This window comes from Pseudomonas sp. NPDC008258, from assembly GCF_042956345.1.
Classification (GTDB): Bacteria; Pseudomonadota; Gammaproteobacteria; order Pseudomonadales; family Pseudomonadaceae; genus Aquipseudomonas.
The window spans coordinates 167793-184984 of the sequence record NZ_JBIBGE010000010.1 but is presented as its reverse complement, the minus strand read 5'-3'; the positions used below and the strand labels follow the sequence as shown (position 1 = coordinate 184984).

At 63.0% G+C, this 17192-nt stretch carries 12 protein-coding genes; 10 read left to right on the top strand and 2 right to left on the bottom strand.

What is annotated here, in order from left to right; genetic code table 11:
- Window positions 1-137: 137 nt before the first annotated feature.
- Window positions 138-4091: a trifunctional transcriptional regulator/proline dehydrogenase/L-glutamate gamma-semialdehyde dehydrogenase gene (gene putA, locus ACFY9W_RS10965; protein ID WP_391129613.1), complete on the bottom strand. Its 3954-nt coding sequence runs from the start codon at window positions 4089-4091 to the stop codon at window positions 138-140.
- A 358-nt stretch (window positions 4092-4449) separates the two neighbouring features.
- Between putA and putP the strand changes: the two genes are divergently transcribed.
- The 9 genes from putP (at window position 4450) to ACFY9W_RS10920 (ending at window position 15302) form a co-directional block, all read left to right on the top strand.
- Window positions 4450-5928 carry a sodium/proline symporter PutP gene (gene putP, locus ACFY9W_RS10960; protein WP_391129610.1) on the top strand — a complete coding sequence of 493 codons (1479 nt, stop codon included), beginning with the start codon at window positions 4450-4452 and terminating at the stop codon, window positions 5926-5928.
- 185 nt (window positions 5929-6113) lie between these two features.
- On the top strand, window positions 6114-6950 hold the full coding sequence (locus ACFY9W_RS10955) for a 23S rRNA (adenine(2030)-N(6))-methyltransferase RlmJ (RefSeq protein ID WP_391129607.1): 837 nt from the start codon (window positions 6114-6116) through the stop codon (window positions 6948-6950).
- Between the two features lie 210 nt (window positions 6951-7160).
- Window positions 7161-8918, top strand: coding sequence for a carbamoyltransferase C-terminal domain-containing protein (locus tag ACFY9W_RS10950; RefSeq protein WP_391129605.1), 1758 nt, complete (start codon window positions 7161-7163; stop codon window positions 8916-8918).
- Complete coding sequence (locus ACFY9W_RS10945; protein WP_391129602.1) at window positions 8902-10032, top strand: glycosyltransferase; 1131 nt, start codon at window positions 8902-8904, stop codon at window positions 10030-10032. Before ACFY9W_RS10950 ends, ACFY9W_RS10945 begins: the two co-directional genes overlap by 17 nt.
- Window positions 10032-10928 (top strand): GNAT family N-acetyltransferase, encoded by an 897-nt coding sequence (locus ACFY9W_RS10940; RefSeq protein WP_391129599.1) that lies wholly within the window; start codon window positions 10032-10034, stop codon window positions 10926-10928. The genes ACFY9W_RS10945 and ACFY9W_RS10940 overlap by 1 nt, the downstream gene beginning before the upstream one ends.
- Complete coding sequence (locus ACFY9W_RS10935; RefSeq protein ID WP_391129596.1) at window positions 10925-12328, top strand: PIG-L family deacetylase; 1404 nt, start codon at window positions 10925-10927, stop codon at window positions 12326-12328. The genes ACFY9W_RS10940 and ACFY9W_RS10935 overlap by 4 nt, the downstream gene beginning before the upstream one ends.
- Before the next feature lie 49 nt (window positions 12329-12377).
- Window positions 12378-13334: a glycosyltransferase gene (locus tag ACFY9W_RS10930; RefSeq protein ID WP_391129593.1), complete on the top strand. Its 957-nt coding sequence runs from the start codon at window positions 12378-12380 to the stop codon at window positions 13332-13334.
- 65 nt (window positions 13335-13399) lie between these two features.
- Window positions 13400-14173: a glycosyltransferase family 2 protein gene (locus tag ACFY9W_RS10925; RefSeq protein WP_391129590.1), complete on the top strand. Its 774-nt coding sequence runs from the start codon at window positions 13400-13402 to the stop codon at window positions 14171-14173.
- Window positions 14174-14210: 37 nt separating this feature from the next.
- Window positions 14211-15302 (top strand): glycosyltransferase, encoded by a 1092-nt coding sequence (locus tag ACFY9W_RS10920; protein WP_391129587.1) that lies wholly within the window; start codon window positions 14211-14213, stop codon window positions 15300-15302.
- A 3-nt stretch (window positions 15303-15305) separates the two neighbouring features.
- Here the strand turns inward: ACFY9W_RS10920 and ACFY9W_RS10915 are convergent, their stop codons facing one another.
- On the bottom strand, window positions 15306-15911 hold the full coding sequence (locus ACFY9W_RS10915) for a toluene tolerance protein (RefSeq protein WP_391129584.1): 606 nt from the start codon (window positions 15909-15911) through the stop codon (window positions 15306-15308).
- A gap of 100 nt (window positions 15912-16011) precedes the next feature.
- Between ACFY9W_RS10915 and ACFY9W_RS10910 the strand changes: the two genes are divergently transcribed.
- Window positions 16012-17187: an O-antigen ligase family protein gene (locus tag ACFY9W_RS10910; protein WP_391129581.1), complete on the top strand. Its 1176-nt coding sequence runs from the start codon at window positions 16012-16014 to the stop codon at window positions 17185-17187.
- Window positions 17188-17192: the final 5 nt, after the last annotated feature.

The window sequence follows — 17192 nt, the reverse complement described above, 5'->3', positions numbered from 1 at the left end:
ATCAAGCGGATGGCTTACGGCTACCGGGACAGCGAGTTCTTTTTCATGAAGATCAAGAATGACTTTCCCGGCAATCCGTGAAGAACCATAAAAAAGGGAGAGCCAAGCTCTCCCTTCCATGTCAACAACCCTCAGCCTCAGCCAATAGTCATCAAGCTGGCATTCCCCCCCGCAGCGGCAGTATTCACACTCACCGCCCGCTCAATCACCAACCGCTCCAGCGCAATCTGGTGATCGCCGCTGGACAGCCCGTGCACACCCACGATCGCACCGGCACGCTTGGCCACTTGCTGGCACACACCACGCAACTGGTCCGAGTCGCCATGGTGGATCACTGCGTCGAACGCCACTTCATCCTTGGTCCATTCCGCCACCAGCTTCACCTTGGCCTGCAGCTCACGTGGCAGGCGACTGCGCAGGGCCTTGCCCGGCTCGCCGTCAACCCATACGGCCGAGCTGCCGACCGCCAACACCGCAGCAAACTGCGCCAGCAGGTCGGTTTCGTTGTCGGCCAGGCACAGCACGTGCTCGCGCGGCAGGATGGTGTAGCTGTTGCGCTCGCCGGTCGGGCCTGGCAGCAGGCGGGCGATGCCGCTCTGCGACTGGCTGGCGAACTGGCTGCACAGCGCGGCCAGATCGGCCAGCTGGTTGCTCTCGGCCCATGCCTTCAGACCGTGCAGCGGCTTGATCAGCTGTTCGTGCAGGGTACGGTCCGGCTTGCCTTCGCCATCCTGCTGCTGGAAGTGGCGGCCAATCGCGTCGGCCGGGCGGGTCGACAGCAGGCGGTAAAGGTACAGCGGGCCGCCGGCTTTCGGGCCGGTGCCAGACAGGCCTTCACCACCGAACGGCTGCACACCCACTACTGCACCGACGATGTTGCGGTTGACATACATGTTGCCGGCGTTGGCGGTTTCCACCACCTTGGCGATGGTCTCGTCGATGCGGGTATGCACGCCGAGGGTCAGGCCGTAGCCGGAGTTGTTGATCTGCTCGATCAGCTGGTCCAGGTTGCGGCGGTTGTAACGCACCACGTGCAGCACCGGGCCGAAGATTTCCCGCTTCAGCTCGTCGAAGCTTTCCAGCTCGATCAGCGTTGGCATCACGAAGGTGCCACGCTTGATCTCTGCGGCATCGGCGATTGCCACTTGATAGACCGGGCGGCCTTTCTCGCGCATGCCCTGGATGTGCTTCTCGATGCCGGCCTTGGCTTCGGCGTCGATCACCGGGCCAATGTCCACGGCCAGGCGGTCCGGGCAGCCCAGGCGGCTTTCAGCCATGGCGCCCTTGAGCATCTCGATCACGCGGTCGGCGGAGTCTTCTTGCAGGCACAGTACGCGCAATGCCGAGCAACGCTGGCCGGCGCTGTCGAAGGCCGACGACACCACGTCGATCACCACCTGCTCGGTCAGGGCCGAGGAGTCGACGATCATGGCGTTCTGGCCGCCGGTTTCGGCGATCAGCGGGATCGGGCGGCCCTGGTTGTCCAGGCGGCCGGCGACGTTACGCTGCAGCAGGCGGGCCACTTCGGTGGAACCGGTGAACATCACGCCCTTGACGCGCTCATCGCCCACCAGGCCGGCACCGACGGTTTCACCGCGGCCAGGCAGCAGTTGCAGCACGCCTTCGGGAATGCCGGCTTCCAGCAGCAGGCGCACGGCCTGGGCGGCGATCAGCGGGGTTTGCTCGGCGGGCTTGGCCAGCACCGGGTTACCGGCAGCCAGGGCTGCGGCCACCTGGCCAGTGAAAATCGCCAGCGGGAAGTTCCACGGGCTGATGCACACCACCGGGCCCAGCGGGCGGTGGGCGTCGTTGCTGAAATCGTTGCGCGCCTGCACGGCGTAGTAGCGCAGGAAGTCCACGGCCTCACGCACTTCGGCGATGGCGTTGGCGAAGGTCTTGCCGGCTTCGCGGATGAGCAGGCCCATCAGCGGCTGGATCTCGGCCTCCATCAGGTCGGCGGTACGTTCCAGGATGGCGGCACGTTCGGCTGGCGGGGTGGCCTGCCAGATCGGCGCGGCGTTCAGTGCGCACTGGATGGCGTTGTCGACGTCGGCAACGGTGGCTTCCTGTACATGGCCTACCACATCGCGAAGATCAGCCGGGTTCAGCACCGGTGCGGCAGCGCTTTCGCTGGCGGCGCAGGCCAGCAGCGGGGCGGCTTTCCAGTCGTTATGGGCGGTGGCCAGCATGGCGCAGGACAGCGACGCCAGGCGGTGTTCGTTGGCCATGTCGATACCGGCCGAGTTGGCCCGCTCGCTGCCATACAGTTCACGCGGCAGCGGGATGCGCGGGTGCGGCAGGCCGATGTTGCCTTCCTGGGTGCCCATGCGCTCGATGCTGGCGACCGGGTCGGCAACCAGTTCCTGGATGGAGATCGAGTGGTCGGCGATGCGGTTGACGAACGAGGTGTTGGCGCCGTTTTCCAGCAGGCGGCGTACCAGGTAGGCCAGCAGTGTTTCGTGGGTACCGACCGGCGCATACACACGGCACGGGCGGTTCAGCTTGCCGTCGGCAACCTTGCCGACCACTTGCTCGTACAGCGGCTCGCCCATGCCGTGCAGGCACTGGAACTCGTACTGGCCCGGGTAATAGTTCTGCCCGGCAATGTGGTAGATGGCCGACAGGGTATGGGCGTTGTGCGTAGCGAACTGCGGGTAGATGGCTTCTGGCACGGCCAGCAGCTTGCGGGCGCAGGCGACGTAGGACACGTCGGTGTAAACCTTGCGTGTGTACACCGGGTAGCCTTCCAGGCCTTCGACCTGGGCGCGCTTGATCTCGCTGTCCCAGTAGGCGCCTTTTACCAGGCGGATCATCAGGCGGTGGCGGCTGCGCTTGGCCAGGTCGATGACATAGTCGATCACGTACGGGCAGCGCTTCTGGTAGGCCTGGATGACAAAGCCGATACCGTTCCAGCCGGCCAGCGACGGTTCGAAGCACAGGCGCTCAAGCAGGTCGAGCGACAGCTCCAGGCGGTCGGCTTCTTCGGCGTCGATGTTCAGGCCGATGTCGTACTGCTTGGCCAGCTGGGTCAGCGACAGCAGGCGCGGGTACAGCTCTTCCATCACACGCTCGTACTGGGCGCGGCTGTAGCGCGGGTGCAGTGCCGACAGCTTGATGGAGATGCCCGGGCCTTCATAGATGCCGCGGCCGTGGGAGGCCTTGCCGATCGAGTGGATGGCTTGCTCGTAGGAGGCCAGGTACTTCTGTGCATCATGCTCGGTCAGCGCCGCTTCGCCGAGCATGTCGTAGGAATAGCGGAAACCCTTGGCCTCGAAGCGGCTGGCGTTGGCCAGGGCTTCGGCAATGGTTTCACCGGTCACGAACTGCTCGCCCATCAGGCGCATGGCCATGTCGACGCCCTTGCGGATCATCGGCTCGCCGCTTTTACCAATAATGCGGGTGAGCGAGGAGGTGAGGCCGGATTCGTTGTGGGTGCTGACCAGCTTGCCGGTCAGCAGCAGGCCCCAGGTGGCGGCGTTGACGAACAGCGACGGGCTGTTGCCCAGGTGCGGCTGCCAGTTGCCGGTGCTGATCTTGTCGCGGATCAGCGCATCGCGGGTGCCTTTGTCGGGGATACGCAGCAGGGCTTCGGCCAGGCACATCAGCGCCACGCCTTCCTGGGACGAGAGGGAGAATTCCTGCAGCAGGCCCTGGACGATACCGGCACGGCCACCAGCGCTCTTCTGGTTGCGCAGTTTTTCGGCGATGCCGGCCGCCAGCTTGTTGGTGGCCTCTGCCAGCGGGGCGCTCAGGCGCGCCTGCTCCAGCAGCATGGGCACCACTTCCTGCTCGGGGCGACGGTAGGCGGCGGTGATCGCCGAACGCAGTACCGATTGCGGCAGGATGCTCTCGGCAAATTCGAGGAAGCACTGGTGGCTGTGGTCGGCCTGGACTTCGCCGGCGTCATCGGCCAGGTTGCTGACATGACCGTTGAGTTCGGTCAGGGTGGCACCACCCTCGAGCTTCTCCAGGTAGTTGAAGATCGCTTGCTTGATCAACCAGTGCGGCGTGCGGTCAATCGACTGCGCTGCTGCCTTGAGTCGCTCGCGGGTAGGGTCATCGAGTTTGACCCCAAGGGTGGTCGTCGCCATTTCTTATCCTCGTTATTGCCACGGCTGTGGCCTAAGCTGACGCCAAGATTAGCCTGTAGGACAATTCGGGTGCAACCAGGTGCAACCCGAATTTTTCAGGAACAAGGTGCAACTCGTCTGACAGACATTTCCACACCTGGCGAAGGGTCGTTTTTGGCACGGTTTTGTCTTAAAAACGACGTCTATGCTCCAAAAAGGAGCAAAAAAGCGGCTTTATGGAAAAATGCACGGGCAGGTGCAACTTGCAAATGAAAAATGGTTGCACCTGCTTTGCGTTGTTGCATAGGATTCGCCGCCTGGGTGCAACCGCCATCGCTGCGGTTGTGCATGAGATAAAAACAAACGCCAGGGCACACGCATGGGCAATCCACTAACGATCACCTTCGTGATCTACATTGCGGCAATGGTGCTGATCGGCTTCGCCGCCTATCGCTCCACCAACAACCTTTCCGATTACATTCTGGGCGGTCGCAGCCTGGGTAGCGTGGTTACCGCGCTGTCTGCCGGCGCTTCCGACATGAGTGGCTGGCTGCTGATGGGCCTGCCGGGTGCCATCTACTTCTCCGGCCTGTCCGAAGCCTGGATCGCCATTGGTCTTACCGTCGGTGCCTACCTGAACTGGCTGTTCGTGGCCGGCCGCCTGCGGGTGCAGACCGAGCACAATGGTGACGCACTGACCCTGCCGGACTACTTCTCCAGCCGCTTCGAAGACAACAGCGGCCTGCTGCGAATCATTTCGGCGATCGTTATCCTGGTGTTCTTCACCATCTATTGCGCCTCCGGCATTGTTGCCGGTGCCCGTCTGTTCGAGAGCACCTTCGGCATGCCGTATGAAACCGCCCTGTGGGCTGGTGCCGCGGCCACCATCGCCTACACCTTCGTCGGTGGTTTCCTGGCAGTGAGCTGGACCGACACCGTTCAAGCCTCGCTGATGATCTTTGCGCTGATCCTCACGCCGATCATCGTGCTGATCTCCACCGGCGGCTTCGACACCACCTTCCTGGCCATTGAAGCGGTCAATCCGGCCAACTTCGACATGCTCAAGGGTGCAACCTTCATCGGTATCATCTCGCTGATGGGCTGGGGCCTGGGCTACTTTGGCCAGCCGCACATCCTGGCGCGTTTCATGGCGGCCGATTCGGTGAAGTCGATCGCCAACGCCCGCCGTATCTCCATGACCTGGATGATCCTGTGCCTGGCCGGTACCTGCGCCGTGGGCTTCTTCGGCATCGCCTACTTCTCGGCCAACCCTGACCTGGCTGGCCCGGTTACCGAGAACCGCGAGCGCGTGTTCATCGAGCTGGCGAAGATCCTGTTCAACCCGTGGATTGCCGGTGTGCTGCTGTCGGCCATTCTGGCGGCGGTGATGAGCACCCTGAGCTGCCAGTTGCTGGTGTGCTCCAGCGCCCTGACCGAAGACTTCTACAAGGCATTCCTGCGCAAGAACGCTTCGCAGCTTGAGCTGGTATGGGTCGGACGCCTGATGGTGCTGGCCGTCGCCCTGATCGCCATCGCCATGGCCGCGAACCCGGAAAACCGCGTGCTGGGCCTGGTGGCCTACGCCTGGGCTGGCTTCGGTGCTGCCTTTGGTCCGGTGGTGCTGATTTCGGTGCTGTGGAAAGGCATGACCCGTAACGGCGCGCTGGCCGGTATCGTGGTCGGTGCGCTGACCGTGATCCTGTGGAAGCAGATCGATGTCTGGGGCCTGTACGAAATCATCCCGGGCTTCCTGCTGGCGAGCATTGCCATCTTCGTGGTGAGCAAGCTGGGGAGCCCATCGCAGGCGATGGTGCAGCGCTTTGAAACGGCTGATGCGGCGTATCACGCTGACAAGTAATACCGGTTGAGTCGGCGGCGCCTGCTTCGCGGGCTCGCCCGCTCCCACAGGATTTGCACTGAGCCTGAAACCAGTGCGGTCCCTGTGGGAGCGGGCAAACCCGCGAAGAAGCCAGCGCCGATCGACAGCCAGGCCTGACTCCGCCTGCAAGGCAAGGTAAACTTGCCGCCTTCGCAGGAGTTGCCATGAACTATCGTCACGCCTTCCACGCCGGCAACCACGCCGACGTCCTCAAACACATCGTGCTGACCCGCCTCATCGCCCTGATGTCGCGCAAGGAGCAGCCGTTCGCCTACATCGATACCCACGCAGGGCTTGGTCTGTACGACCTGCAAGGCGACCAGGCAACCCGCACCGGCGAATACCTGGAAGGCGTCGCCCGCCTGTGGAATCGCGATGACCTGCCAGCCATGGCGGCCGATTACCTGCGTGTCATCAAGCGCCTGAACGCCGACGGCGAGCTGCGCTACTACCCCGGCTCGCCGGAGCTGGCCCGCCGCCTGATGCGCCAGCAGGACCGGGCCCTGCTCAACGAGAAGCACCCCGAAGACGGGCCGCTGCTCAAAGAAAACATGAAAAAAGATCCGCGCGTGACCGTGCACCTGGGCGAGGGCTGGCATGTGCCGCGGGCCTTGCTGCCGGTGCAGGAAAAGCGCGCAATCATGCTGATCGATCCGCCGTTCGAGCAGGCCGACGAGCTCAAACGCTGCACCAATGCCATGAAAGAGGCGATTGGCCGCATGCGCCAGACCGTCGCGGCCATCTGGTACCCGATCAAGGATCAGCGCTCGTTGACGCGTTACTACCAGGACCTGACCAGCACAGGTGCGCCGAAACTGCTGCGGGTCGAGCTGTATGTGCACCACCAGGACAGCCCGCAGGGGCTTAATGGTTCGGGCCTGGCCATTGCCAACCCGCCGTGGGGGCTGGAGGAAGAGCTCAAGGAGTTGCTGCCGTGGCTGGCCAAGGAGCTGGCGCAGACTGCTGGTAGCTACCGGATGGACTGGCTGATCGCCGAGTAAACCACTGTCTTGGAAACCCTGTGGGAGCGGGCGTGCCCGCGAATCAGGCGCTGCGGTGCATGGCACCGGCGTTGCCGGTGTTCGCGGGCGCGCCCGCTCCCACAGGTTAAGCAGTGCCTCCACTGATGTTTGCGTTATAATCCCGCCCTTTAGCCGCCACCCGCCCAAGAGGCCGCTGGCGCATTTTTACCGAATGAAGAGGCTAATCCCTTGGCATTGACGATTCTTGGCCTGTCCGGCGCCCTTAGCCATGACCCTTCCGCGGCCCTGTACATTGACGGCAAGCTGATTGCCGCCGCCGAAGAAGAGCGCTTCGTGCGTGACAAGCATGCGAAGAACCGCATGCCCTACGAGTCGGCGAAGTTCTGCCTGGAGCAGGCAGGCATCAAGCCGTCCGACGTCGACGTGGTTGCCATCCCGTTCGCCCCGATCAGCCTGTTCGGCAAGGCGCGCTGGCACTATGCCAAGCGTTACTGGTACGCCCCGGATCGCGCCCTCGACGCCATCCTGATGGGCAACCGTCGCTACAAGCGCTACCGCAAGAAGATCGTCTGGTGCCTGGAGCAGCTGGGCTTCGACCCGAAAAAGGTCAAGATCGAGCCGGTCGAACACCACCTGGCCCACGCCTCCAGTGCCTACCACTGCTCGGGCTTCAAGGAAAAAACCGCAATCCTGGGCATCGACGGTAAAGGCGAATACGCCACCACCTTCTTTGGCTACGGCGAAAACGGCAAGATCCACAAGATCAAGGAATTCTTCGATCCGGATTCCCTGGGTGGCCTGTACGGCGCGATTACCGAGTTCCTCGGCTTCGAGATGCTCGACGGCGAGTTCAAGGTCATGGGCATGGCGCCGTATGGCGACGCCAGCAAGTACGACTTCTCGCGCCTGGCCAGCTTTGAAAACGGCGAACTGGTGATCAACACCGAGTACGCCAACGTCATCGGCCTGCGCCGCTATAAAGAGAAGGGCAAGGGCTTCTACTTCTCGCCGAAGCTGATCGAATGGCTGGGCCCCAAGCGCGAAGGCGATATCGCCGACGAGCCATACATTCACTATGCGGCCAGCATGCAAGCGCTGTTCGAGAAGCTGGCGCTGCAGATGATCGACCACTACCTGGGCGACACCCTGCGTGAAACCGGCAAGCTGGCCTTCGCTGGCGGCTGTGCGCTGAACGTTAAACTGAACCAGAAGATCATCGCCCGCCCGGACGTGAAAGAGCTGTTCGTCCAGCCGGCTTCCGGCGACGCCGGCACTGCTGTGGGTGCCGCAGCCTATGTTTCCCACGCCCGTGGCGTGCCGGTCGAGAAGATGGAGCACGTTTACCTCGGCCCGTCGTACTCCAACGAAGACGTGATCGCTGCCTGCGCCCGTCACCCGAACGCGCCGAAGTGGCGCAAGCTCGACAACATGCCAGAGCAAATCGCCAAGATCATGGTCGACGGCAACCCGGTGGCCTGGTTCCAGGGCCGCATGGAGTTTGGTCCGCGTGCACTGGGTGGCCGTTCGATCATCGGCTGCCCGAGCGTTGAAGGCGTGGCTGACCGCATCAACCACCAGATCAAGTTCCGCGAACGCTGGAGACCTTTCTGCCCGTCGATGCTCGACACCGTCGCCCCGCAGATGATCAAGGTCGACCACCCGGCGCCGTTCATGACCTTCACCTTCGAAGTGGCTGAAGAGTGGAAAACCCGCGTGCCTGAAGTGGTACACGAGGACGGCACGTCCCGTGCCCAGGTGCTCAAGCGCGAGTACAACCCGCGCTACTACGACATGATGAAGGCGCTGGAAGACCTGACCGGCAACGGCGTGTCGCTGAACACGTCGCTGAACCGCCGCGGTGAGCCGATGATCTGCTCGCCGACCGATGCCCTGAACATGTTCTTCGGCTCGGACCTGCAGTACCTGATCATGGAAGACATCCTGGTCGTGAAGGACGGCGCCGCCGCCTATGACCAGCCGCTCTGAACCGCGCATCCTGCAGTTCTGCCATGGCTATGACGGGCCTTTCCTGGATTGTGCCCGTCAATACGCCAGCCTGTTCCAGGGGCGTGGCTACCAGGTCACCACGGTTTTCCTGACCGGCGCCGCCGACCCGCAGGTAGCGGCCGGCTGCGCGTCGGACGAGGTGCTGTTCCTGGAGTTCAGCTCCAAGGCCGTGCGTGGCCTGAAGCTCGGTGCCATCCGTGCCTTGCGGCGCATTGCGGCCGAGCGCAATTTCGCCTTCTGCATCGCCCACCGCTTCAAACCGATCTACGTGGCGCTGCTGGGTACCGGCCTGCCGGTGATTGGCGTGCACCATGCCTTTGGCGACTATGAGCGCAAAGGCCGTCGGCTGTTCGCCAACCTGTTCAGCAAGCGCCTGAGCCTGCTGGGTGTGTCGGACGCGGTGCGTGACGACATGCGCCGTTGCCTGCCCCAGTGGCCGGCCGAGCGCATCCAGACCCTGTACAACCGCATCGACATCGACGCCCTGCAAGCGGCCCTGGTGCCGCGTGCCGAAGCGCGCCGGGCACTGGGCCTGGATGCGCAGGCGTGGATCGTCGGAAACGTCGGGCGCCTGCACCCGGACAAGGACCAGGCCACGCTGTTGCGTGGTTTTGCCCAGGCGCTGCCCGGGTTGCCAGCGGGAGCCCGTCTGGCGATCCTCGGCAAAGGCCGTCTGGAGGCCGACCTCAAGGCCCTGGCCGCCGAGTTGGGCATTGCCGGGCAAGTTGATTTCCTGGGCCAGGTGCCGGATGCGCGCCGCTACTTCCAGGCCTTCGACGTGTTCGCCCTGAGCTCCGACCACGAGCCGTTCGGCATGGTGCTGCTCGAAGCCATGGTCGCTGGCGTGCCGGTGCTGGCCACGGCCTGCGGCGGGGCCCGTGAGGTAGTCGAGGGTGTGGGTGTGCTGTTCCCGCTAGGCGATGCTGCCCAGTTGGCTCAGGGCCTGAAGCATATGGCCGCGCTGGATGCTGAACAGCATCAGGCGTGTGCCGGCCACATGCTGCGACGGCTGCATGAACGCTTTTCCGACCAGGCGGTGCGCGAGGCCTTCTGGCAGCTGCCGCAAGTACGTGCGCTGGTGGGGCAGGCCTGATGCTCAATCGTATCCAGGCCTTCCGCGAGCGCGGCTGGCAAGCTATCGATGCCAAGGCGTATGCCGAGGCGTGGGCGCGTTTTGGAGGCAGTGTCGCCACCCATCCGTTGGTGGTCGAGCAACTGGCCGACCTGGCGCAGCTCCCGGTGCGTTACCTGGGCTGGTACCAGGCCGGCGAGCTGAGAGCCGCCATTCCGACCTGGGGGCGACACCTGGCGCTGGCCAAGGACGTGCTCAAGCGTGCCGGCAAAAAAGCCCTGTTCGACCTCGGTAATGCCGAAATCATCCTGCCAGCGGCGGCTGATGCCGCTGTACCGTTGCGCCATACCGTGCGTTACCTCTCCGAGCTGAACCAAGGCCGCTTCAGTGGCCTCAAGGCGCAGAAGGAGCAGCTGGCCATGGCCCGGGCACCCGAAGACCTGTCGAAGAAGTTCCGCTACAACCAGCGCCGCGAACTGCGCCTGCTGGAAGAGGCGGGTGGCGTGGTACGCCCGATCAGCGATTTCAGTGCGCAGGAAATCGCCAGCATGTACTGCGACCTGTTCCAGCGCCGCTGGGGCTTCCCGGCCACCGGTGCCGAGCGCATGGCCGAGGTGCTGGAGCGCCTGCGCGAGTTGTTGATCGGCTCGGTGCTGTTGCTGGACGGCAAGCCGATTGCCATTCAGCTGGTGTACCGCGTCGAAGCGCCGGAATGGGTCAGCGTCGAGTACATCAACGGCGGTGTCGACCCTGAAACCAAGGCCTTCAGCCCTGGCAGCGTGCTGAGCTTCCTCAATACCCAGGCAGCCTGGGAAGATGCCCGTGCGCGGAACAAGCCGCTGCGCTTCTCGTTCGGCCGCGCCGATCGCGAGTACAAGGACCGTTGGTGCAACCCTGTGCCGGTGTACCAGGCGTGAGCCGCAAGCAGCAGTTGCTCAAGCGCCACCGGCGCAACAAGCGCCTCGGCCTGCTGGCAGGCCTTGTTGCGCTGGTGGGCCTGGGTGTTTTCACCTGGTGGTGGCTGCCACTGCTGCTGTTGCCGCTGCTCTGGGCTGCCCATGAGGCGTGGTTTGCCGACCACCTGTTCTATGCCCCGGCCGAGGACTACGCCTACGACTTCGGTGAGCAGACACATCAGGTGCCTGCCAGCTTGCATGAGGGCCGGCTCAATGCTGACTGCGCATTGCGGGGCGACGAAACCCTTATTCTTGAACTGCGGGTAAAAAGCGGTTGGCTGGGGCGGTTCCTTGACCCTCGGGTCGAGCTGACGGCTGCCGATCAAGCCGACCGACAAACCTTCGAGCGTGGCGTCGGTGGTGTGCGTTTCCTCAACCTGACCGGCCTGGCCGCGCCGCTGCAAGCCGGTACGTTGCGCTTGCGGGGTCGTTATTGCCGACTGCTCGGCCAGCCGCGCCTGTGGATAACCCCGGCGGTCGAATTGCAACGGCGCCGGGTGATGGTGATTGCGCCCCATGCCGACGACGCCGAGCTGGCCGCGTACGGCCTTTACAGCAAGGCTGATGAAACCTGGGTTGTGACGCTGACTGCCGGTGAAATCGAAGCCGGGCACTACCAGCAGATGGGCCTGGAAAAAGCCGAGGCCGCTCGCCTGAAGGGCCGCCTGCGCGCCTGGGACAGTATCGCTGTACCGCGCTGGGCCGGTGTGCCGCAAGCGCGTTGCGTGCAACTGGGCTACTTCTGCCTGCAATTGCCAGCCATGCAGGCTGCGCCCGATCAGCCGGCTGCTTCCCGTGAAGCCGACCTTGCCGATATCCGCGTGTTCCGCCAGTTCAACCCGTTCCCACTGCCGGCCGATAGCGATGGCGCGCCAACCTGGCACAACCTGCTGGCCGACCTGCGCGCCTTGCTGGAAATGGCCAGGCCAGAAGTACTGGTGATGCCGCATCCGCAGCTCGATCCACACCCCGACCATATCTGCGCCCAGGCAGCCGTGCTGGAAGCCCTGCAAGGCCTGGCCTGGCAGCCACAAACGCTGCTGTGCTACGCCAACCACCTGCACGACAACGACCGCTGGCCCATGGGTGACAGCGGCGATGGCGTGGCCCTGCCGCCACAGTTGAGCGCAGCCCAGGCCTGGGCCCCTTGCAGCCTGGTGTTGGACCTGGCTACCCAGCGCGACAAAGCCATGGCCCTGGGCATGATGCATGACCTGCAACCGCCAGCACCGTTCAAGCGCCGGTTGCGCCGCCTGCTGCAACGTTGGCTGGCTGGTCGGCGCCCGTCGCCTTACGGGGAGAACGAGTTCTTCCGCAAAGCTGTGCGCCGACACGAACTGTTCTGGCGACGTGAGCTGTAGGCACGCGCCAATGGTTGACCGCGATGGCGCCGAGCGCCCAAGGAAAGTTATGAAAGTCCTATTTCTGGTACAGAAGGAACAGCGGGCGATTCTCGACCGCCTGTACGATGGCGTCGCGGCCAATTGCGAGTGCGACCTGCGTTGGCTGACCAGCGAAGACCAGCGCAACCTGCGCCGCTATTTCAAGCGTGAAGTGCAGGTCGAGCGCTATGACCGCATCGTGTTCTTCCTGCGCTTCAAGCAAGAGATCCGGCAGGTGGCCTTCATCCGCACTGTGCCAAACCTGGTCATCCTCGAGCACGACGCCTACCAGAACTACATCCTGTGCAAGTACACCGGCAAGTTCAGCGCCCATTACCGCCAGTTGCCATGGGCACGGGTGATCAGCTCTGGTTACATGGTCAGCGAGCGCCTGCGCCGGGAAGGTTTCGATGCGGTGTTCGTGCCCAAGGGCTATGACGAGCAACTGCTGGCTGATCAGGGGCGCGAGCGAGACATCGAACTGGCCTTCGTCGGCAGTGTCAACAGCGTGGCCTATAGCGGCCGCAAGGCGCTGCTGGACGAGCTGGGGCAGGTCGAGAACCTGCTGGTCACCCGTACCAAGTCGGGTGAAGACTACTGCAACACGCTCAACCGTATCCGTTTCTTCGTCAGTGCCGACGTCGGCATGGGCGAATACATGATCAAGAATTTCGAAGCCATGGCCTGTGGCTGTGTGTTGCTGGCATATGACCAGGGCGAGGAAGAAAACCGCGCATTGGGCCTGCAGGACATGCACAACGTGGTGTTCTATGACAACATCCCGACCCTTCAGGAAAAACTGCGCCGTTTGCGTGCCGACCCTGAACTGGCCCGGCAGATTGCAGAAAATGGCCGCCACCTGGCGGTTTCCCGTTTCAGTTTCGCCGCAGTTGGACGTAGCATCGTCGACCACATGCGCCCGGCGCTCAGGCCCCACCCGCCGTTGTCTGCGTGGCAGCGGCTGCGCCTGAAGCTGGGTATCTAAATAAGAGTTTTCACGCCCAGGAGCGGGTTGTTGAAAACCGATAGTCGCAATGCGGAGGGAGTCCGGTGCGCTTTTCAGAAGAGAGTGACGTCACGCTTGTCGTGACCAGTTGTGGGCGGTTCGATCTGCTCAAAGACACCCTTGAGAGTTTCGATCGCTACAACACCGCGCCCATTCGCGAAGTGTTCATCACCGAAGATTCCGGTGACGATGCCGTGCATGCCGCTGTGCCGGAGCATTGGAAGCCCCACTGCAAGGTATTCGTCAACCGGCCCAAGCTCGGCCAGTTACCGTCTATCGACCTGGCCTACAGCCACGTCAAGACGCCGTACATCTTCCACTGTGAGGACGACTGGCATTTCTATCGCCAGGGTTTTGTCGAGGATTCCCGGGCCATTCTGGGCGTCAGCCCCAACCTGTTGCAGGTGTGGCTGCGCAGCCATGCCCACGACCTGGCCATCCACAGCCCGTACATCCACCTGGGCGACCGCCAGGTGATTGCGGGTGTGCCTTGCTACCCGCTGCTGTCCGACAAGGCCGAGTGGCAAGCGTTCTCGCTCAACCCCGGTTTGCGACGCTTGAGCGATTATCAGCGCTGTGCACCGTTTGCCGCCTATGCTGGAGAAAAGGCGCTTTCCCGGCGCTACGCTGAGTTAAATCTGACAGCTGTCACCTTGGAAGGTGATGCAGTATTGCACACAGGATTCGGTAATCACGTGACCTTGCCCATAGAAGTGGAACGCAAGGCCAAACGCCGTCAACGTGATCGGATCAAACTGGCATTGACGCTGGTGACAGGTGCCGTTATCGGCATGGTTATCACCCTTTTTGTTCAATGAAGTCGCTGTCCCACCTGACATGAGCGGGAGAGGGCCCATGAACATCGTCAATATGATGTGGGCGGGTGGAACGCCGTACATGTCCATCCACAAAGTTCATCGGCAAGTGTTGTCGAATGCAGGTGCCGATGCGCGGATAAGTAACTGGCTGCTGCTGGGTAGCGGGCTGTGCTGTGGGCTCGGCTCGACCCGGGAGTGGCACATGCCGGCACGTGCCCTGAAGGGCCGTCATCTGTGGCGCCTGCTGCGGCCGTGGTTGCGCATGCGTCTTCGCAAGGCGCTGGCCGAGGCCGGGGCGGAAGTCGTGTTGCTCGACGGTATTGGCGTTGCGCGCCTGGTGCTGCCGTTGTTGCAGGGCTTTCCCGGCGTACGTGCCAAGGTGCTGTTCCATGGCAAGACGCGCCTGCACGCTAGCGATATCCGCATGCTGCGTGTGCTGCCAGCCGAGCGCCTGAGCATTGCTGCAGTGTCGCAGACATTGGCCGAGTCACTGCAGCGTGACCTGGGCAGGCCGGTACAGACCCTGCGCATGGCGCTCGATCCACTGGCCTTCGCTGCACCCTTGCTGAGCCGTGACAAGGCCCGGCAGGCCCTGCACCTGCCGCAGCCAGCCGGGGTGATGTTGGGTGCGGTAGGGCGCCTGGTAGAGAGCAAAGGTTTCGAGATGCTGATCGATGCCTTCGCCAGGGCCAGTACCCGACAACCGGGCCTGCAACTGGCGATCATTGGCGAGGGGCCGCAGCATGTCGCGCTGCAGGAGCGTATTGCTGCACTGGGTCTGACCGGTCGTGTTCACCTGTGCGGTCACCGTGATGACCTGCAGCAGTTGTATCGGGCGTTCGACTGGCTGCTGGTGCCTTCGCGTTCCGAAGGCCTGGGGCTGGTGGTGCAGGAGGCGGTAATGGCTGATGTGCCGGTGGTGTGCAGCGACCTGCAAGTGTTCCGCGAGCAGTTGCGTGAAACCGGTGGCTACCTGCCGATTGCCGACGAAGGCGCCTGGGCCGAGGCGATCGAGCGTTGCACGGCGCTCAGCGCCTCGGCGGTAGCAGCAAAACAACGCCAGGCGCTGGCACCAGAGCAGGCCTGGCAAGCGTTCTGCCACGGCTCGCAGAGCCTGCTGCGCAGCTGAGATTCAGCGTGCCAGCAGGGCTGCCTCGAAGGCAGCAAGGGGGAACCGGTCGCCCAGGTTCTCCCGTTCGATATAGCGCACCATGTGCTGCACATTGCGACGGATCATGCGCGCCGACAACGGCGGGCGCAGGAAGCGCATGTCGGCCACATCGATCAGGCCCAGGCGCTGGTCAGGGGTGACTACCACATTGCCCAGGTGCAACGAGCGGAAGTACACCCCGCTGCGGTGCAGCTGGCGGACCAGCTCGATCAGTTGCGGAAGGAAAGTGTCCCAGCTGAAGCCCTCATCGCGCGACATTTGCAGCAGCGTGCGCCCTGGCAGCGGCCGATACAGCACGGCGGTGCGGCCAGGCAAGTCGAGCTTGTGCTGGCTGATCACTTCGAGCGTAGGGATGCCCAATTGCGCAAGGCGTGCGGCGTTATCGACGAAGCGTTGCGAGTAGGGGCGCAGCAGTGCAGATGAAATCAGCCGCTTCCTACGAAAAACCTTGAGGAAATTGCCATCCTTGAGCAGGTAGACTTTGGCGCCATGGCTGTCTGCCTCAAGCACCTGTGCGCCTTGTGTCAGCTGATCGAAGTCGACCTGGGTGAGCCGGGAGCATTGCATGAATAGAGCCTTGTCGTCTGGCGAGCAAAATGACCGGCAATAATGCCGAAAATAATGCTGTAGCACCATGGATGGTGTCTTTGATTCATCGGGGGAAAGGATGTTGTATCAAAAAAACTGGGCACGGGCCTGGTTAGGGTTGGGTCTGGTCTGGTTCCTGGCAGCAATTGCCCTGGCGCCCAGCAACAAGATTTATCAGCAGGGGCTGGTGTTGTTCCTGTGGCTGCCAACGCTGGTTCTGGCGTGGTCTGCCCGCGAAGTGCTGGTGCAAGCCTGGAAGCGACAGCCGGCGCTGTGGATAAGCCTGCTGCTGTTGTTGGGGTGGAGCGGGTTGAGCCTGGCCTGGTCCCCCGCAGAAGACCCGGGGCGTGAGATCAAACGCCTGGTCTACATCCTGGTGTTCCTGTTGGCGTTCCCGCTGTTGGCCCAGCTTGGCCATGCAAGGATTCGCCAGCTGCTACTGCTGGGTAGCGCATTGCTGGCCATTGCCGCGCTGGTTTCAGCCATCCGGTTCTATGGCGTGCAAGGCATGCCGTTGCTGACCCGGCTTCAAGGTATCGGCGAGATATCGCACCCGATCCTGGGGGCATACGTCATCGGTGTAGCGGTACTGTTCCTGCTTTACGAGCCGCCTCGGCAGCGTGGCCTGCAGCTGTTGTGGCTGGTGGCACTGGTTTGTCTGGGGGCATTCGCCATGCTCAGCCAGAGCCGTGGCGCGCTCCTTGCCCTGGTACTTACCGTAGTCATGGCGCCACTGTGGTTCCGCGACCGCCATAGCCAGGTGTTTGCCATCCTGGCGGCCATTGTTACCGGCCTTGCTTTCTATGTGGTGTACGACCTGATTGCCAAGCGTGGCTCGTCCTACCGGCCGGAAATCTTCCACGCCGTGGTCGACATGATTGCCGCGCACCCCTGGACCGGCCTGGGTCTGGGAGCAAGCTACGAAGTGAGCGCCGTCGGCAAGCACTTCGACCATACCCACAACATGTTCACCCACGTCGCCGTGGAAATGGGCCTGCCTGGCATGTTCCTGTGGGTAATGGTGTGGCTCTACACCTTGGGTGAAATCATCCGCGCACGCGGTACGCTGTTCGGCAAGATCCTGCTGGGCTTCTGGGTGTACTCGACCCTGGCCATGCAGTTCGATGCCGCCAGCCTTACCGGCACGCCGCGTGCCGAATGGTTCATCAGCTGGCTACCTGTGGGCCTTGCCATGATGCTGCCATGGGGGCGTGCCGAAAATGGCGCCTGTGGTAAAATTTCCGGTTCAACCTGAACAGC

Coding starts and splice junctions, on each gene's coding strand:
- ACFY9W_RS10910 (WP_391129581.1), top strand. CDS start 16,012: ATGTTGTATCAAAAAAACTGGGCACGGGCCTGGTTAGGGTTGGGTCTG.
- ACFY9W_RS10920 (WP_391129587.1), top strand. CDS start 14,211: ATGAACATCGTCAATATGATGTGGGCGGGTGGAACGCCGTACATGTCC.
- putP (WP_391129610.1), top strand. CDS start 4,450: ATGGGCAATCCACTAACGATCACCTTCGTGATCTACATTGCGGCAATG.
- ACFY9W_RS10955 (WP_391129607.1), top strand. CDS start 6,114: ATGAACTATCGTCACGCCTTCCACGCCGGCAACCACGCCGACGTCCTC.
- ACFY9W_RS10930 (WP_391129593.1), top strand. CDS start 12,378: ATGAAAGTCCTATTTCTGGTACAGAAGGAACAGCGGGCGATTCTCGAC.
- ACFY9W_RS10945 (WP_391129602.1), top strand. CDS start 8,902: ATGACCAGCCGCTCTGAACCGCGCATCCTGCAGTTCTGCCATGGCTAT.
- ACFY9W_RS10915 (WP_391129584.1), bottom strand. CDS start 15,911: ATGCAATGCTCCCGGCTCACCCAGGTCGACTTCGATCAGCTGACACAA.
- ACFY9W_RS10940 (WP_391129599.1), top strand. CDS start 10,032: ATGCTCAATCGTATCCAGGCCTTCCGCGAGCGCGGCTGGCAAGCTATC.
- putA (WP_391129613.1), bottom strand. CDS start 4,091: ATGGCGACGACCACCCTTGGGGTCAAACTCGATGACCCTACCCGCGAG.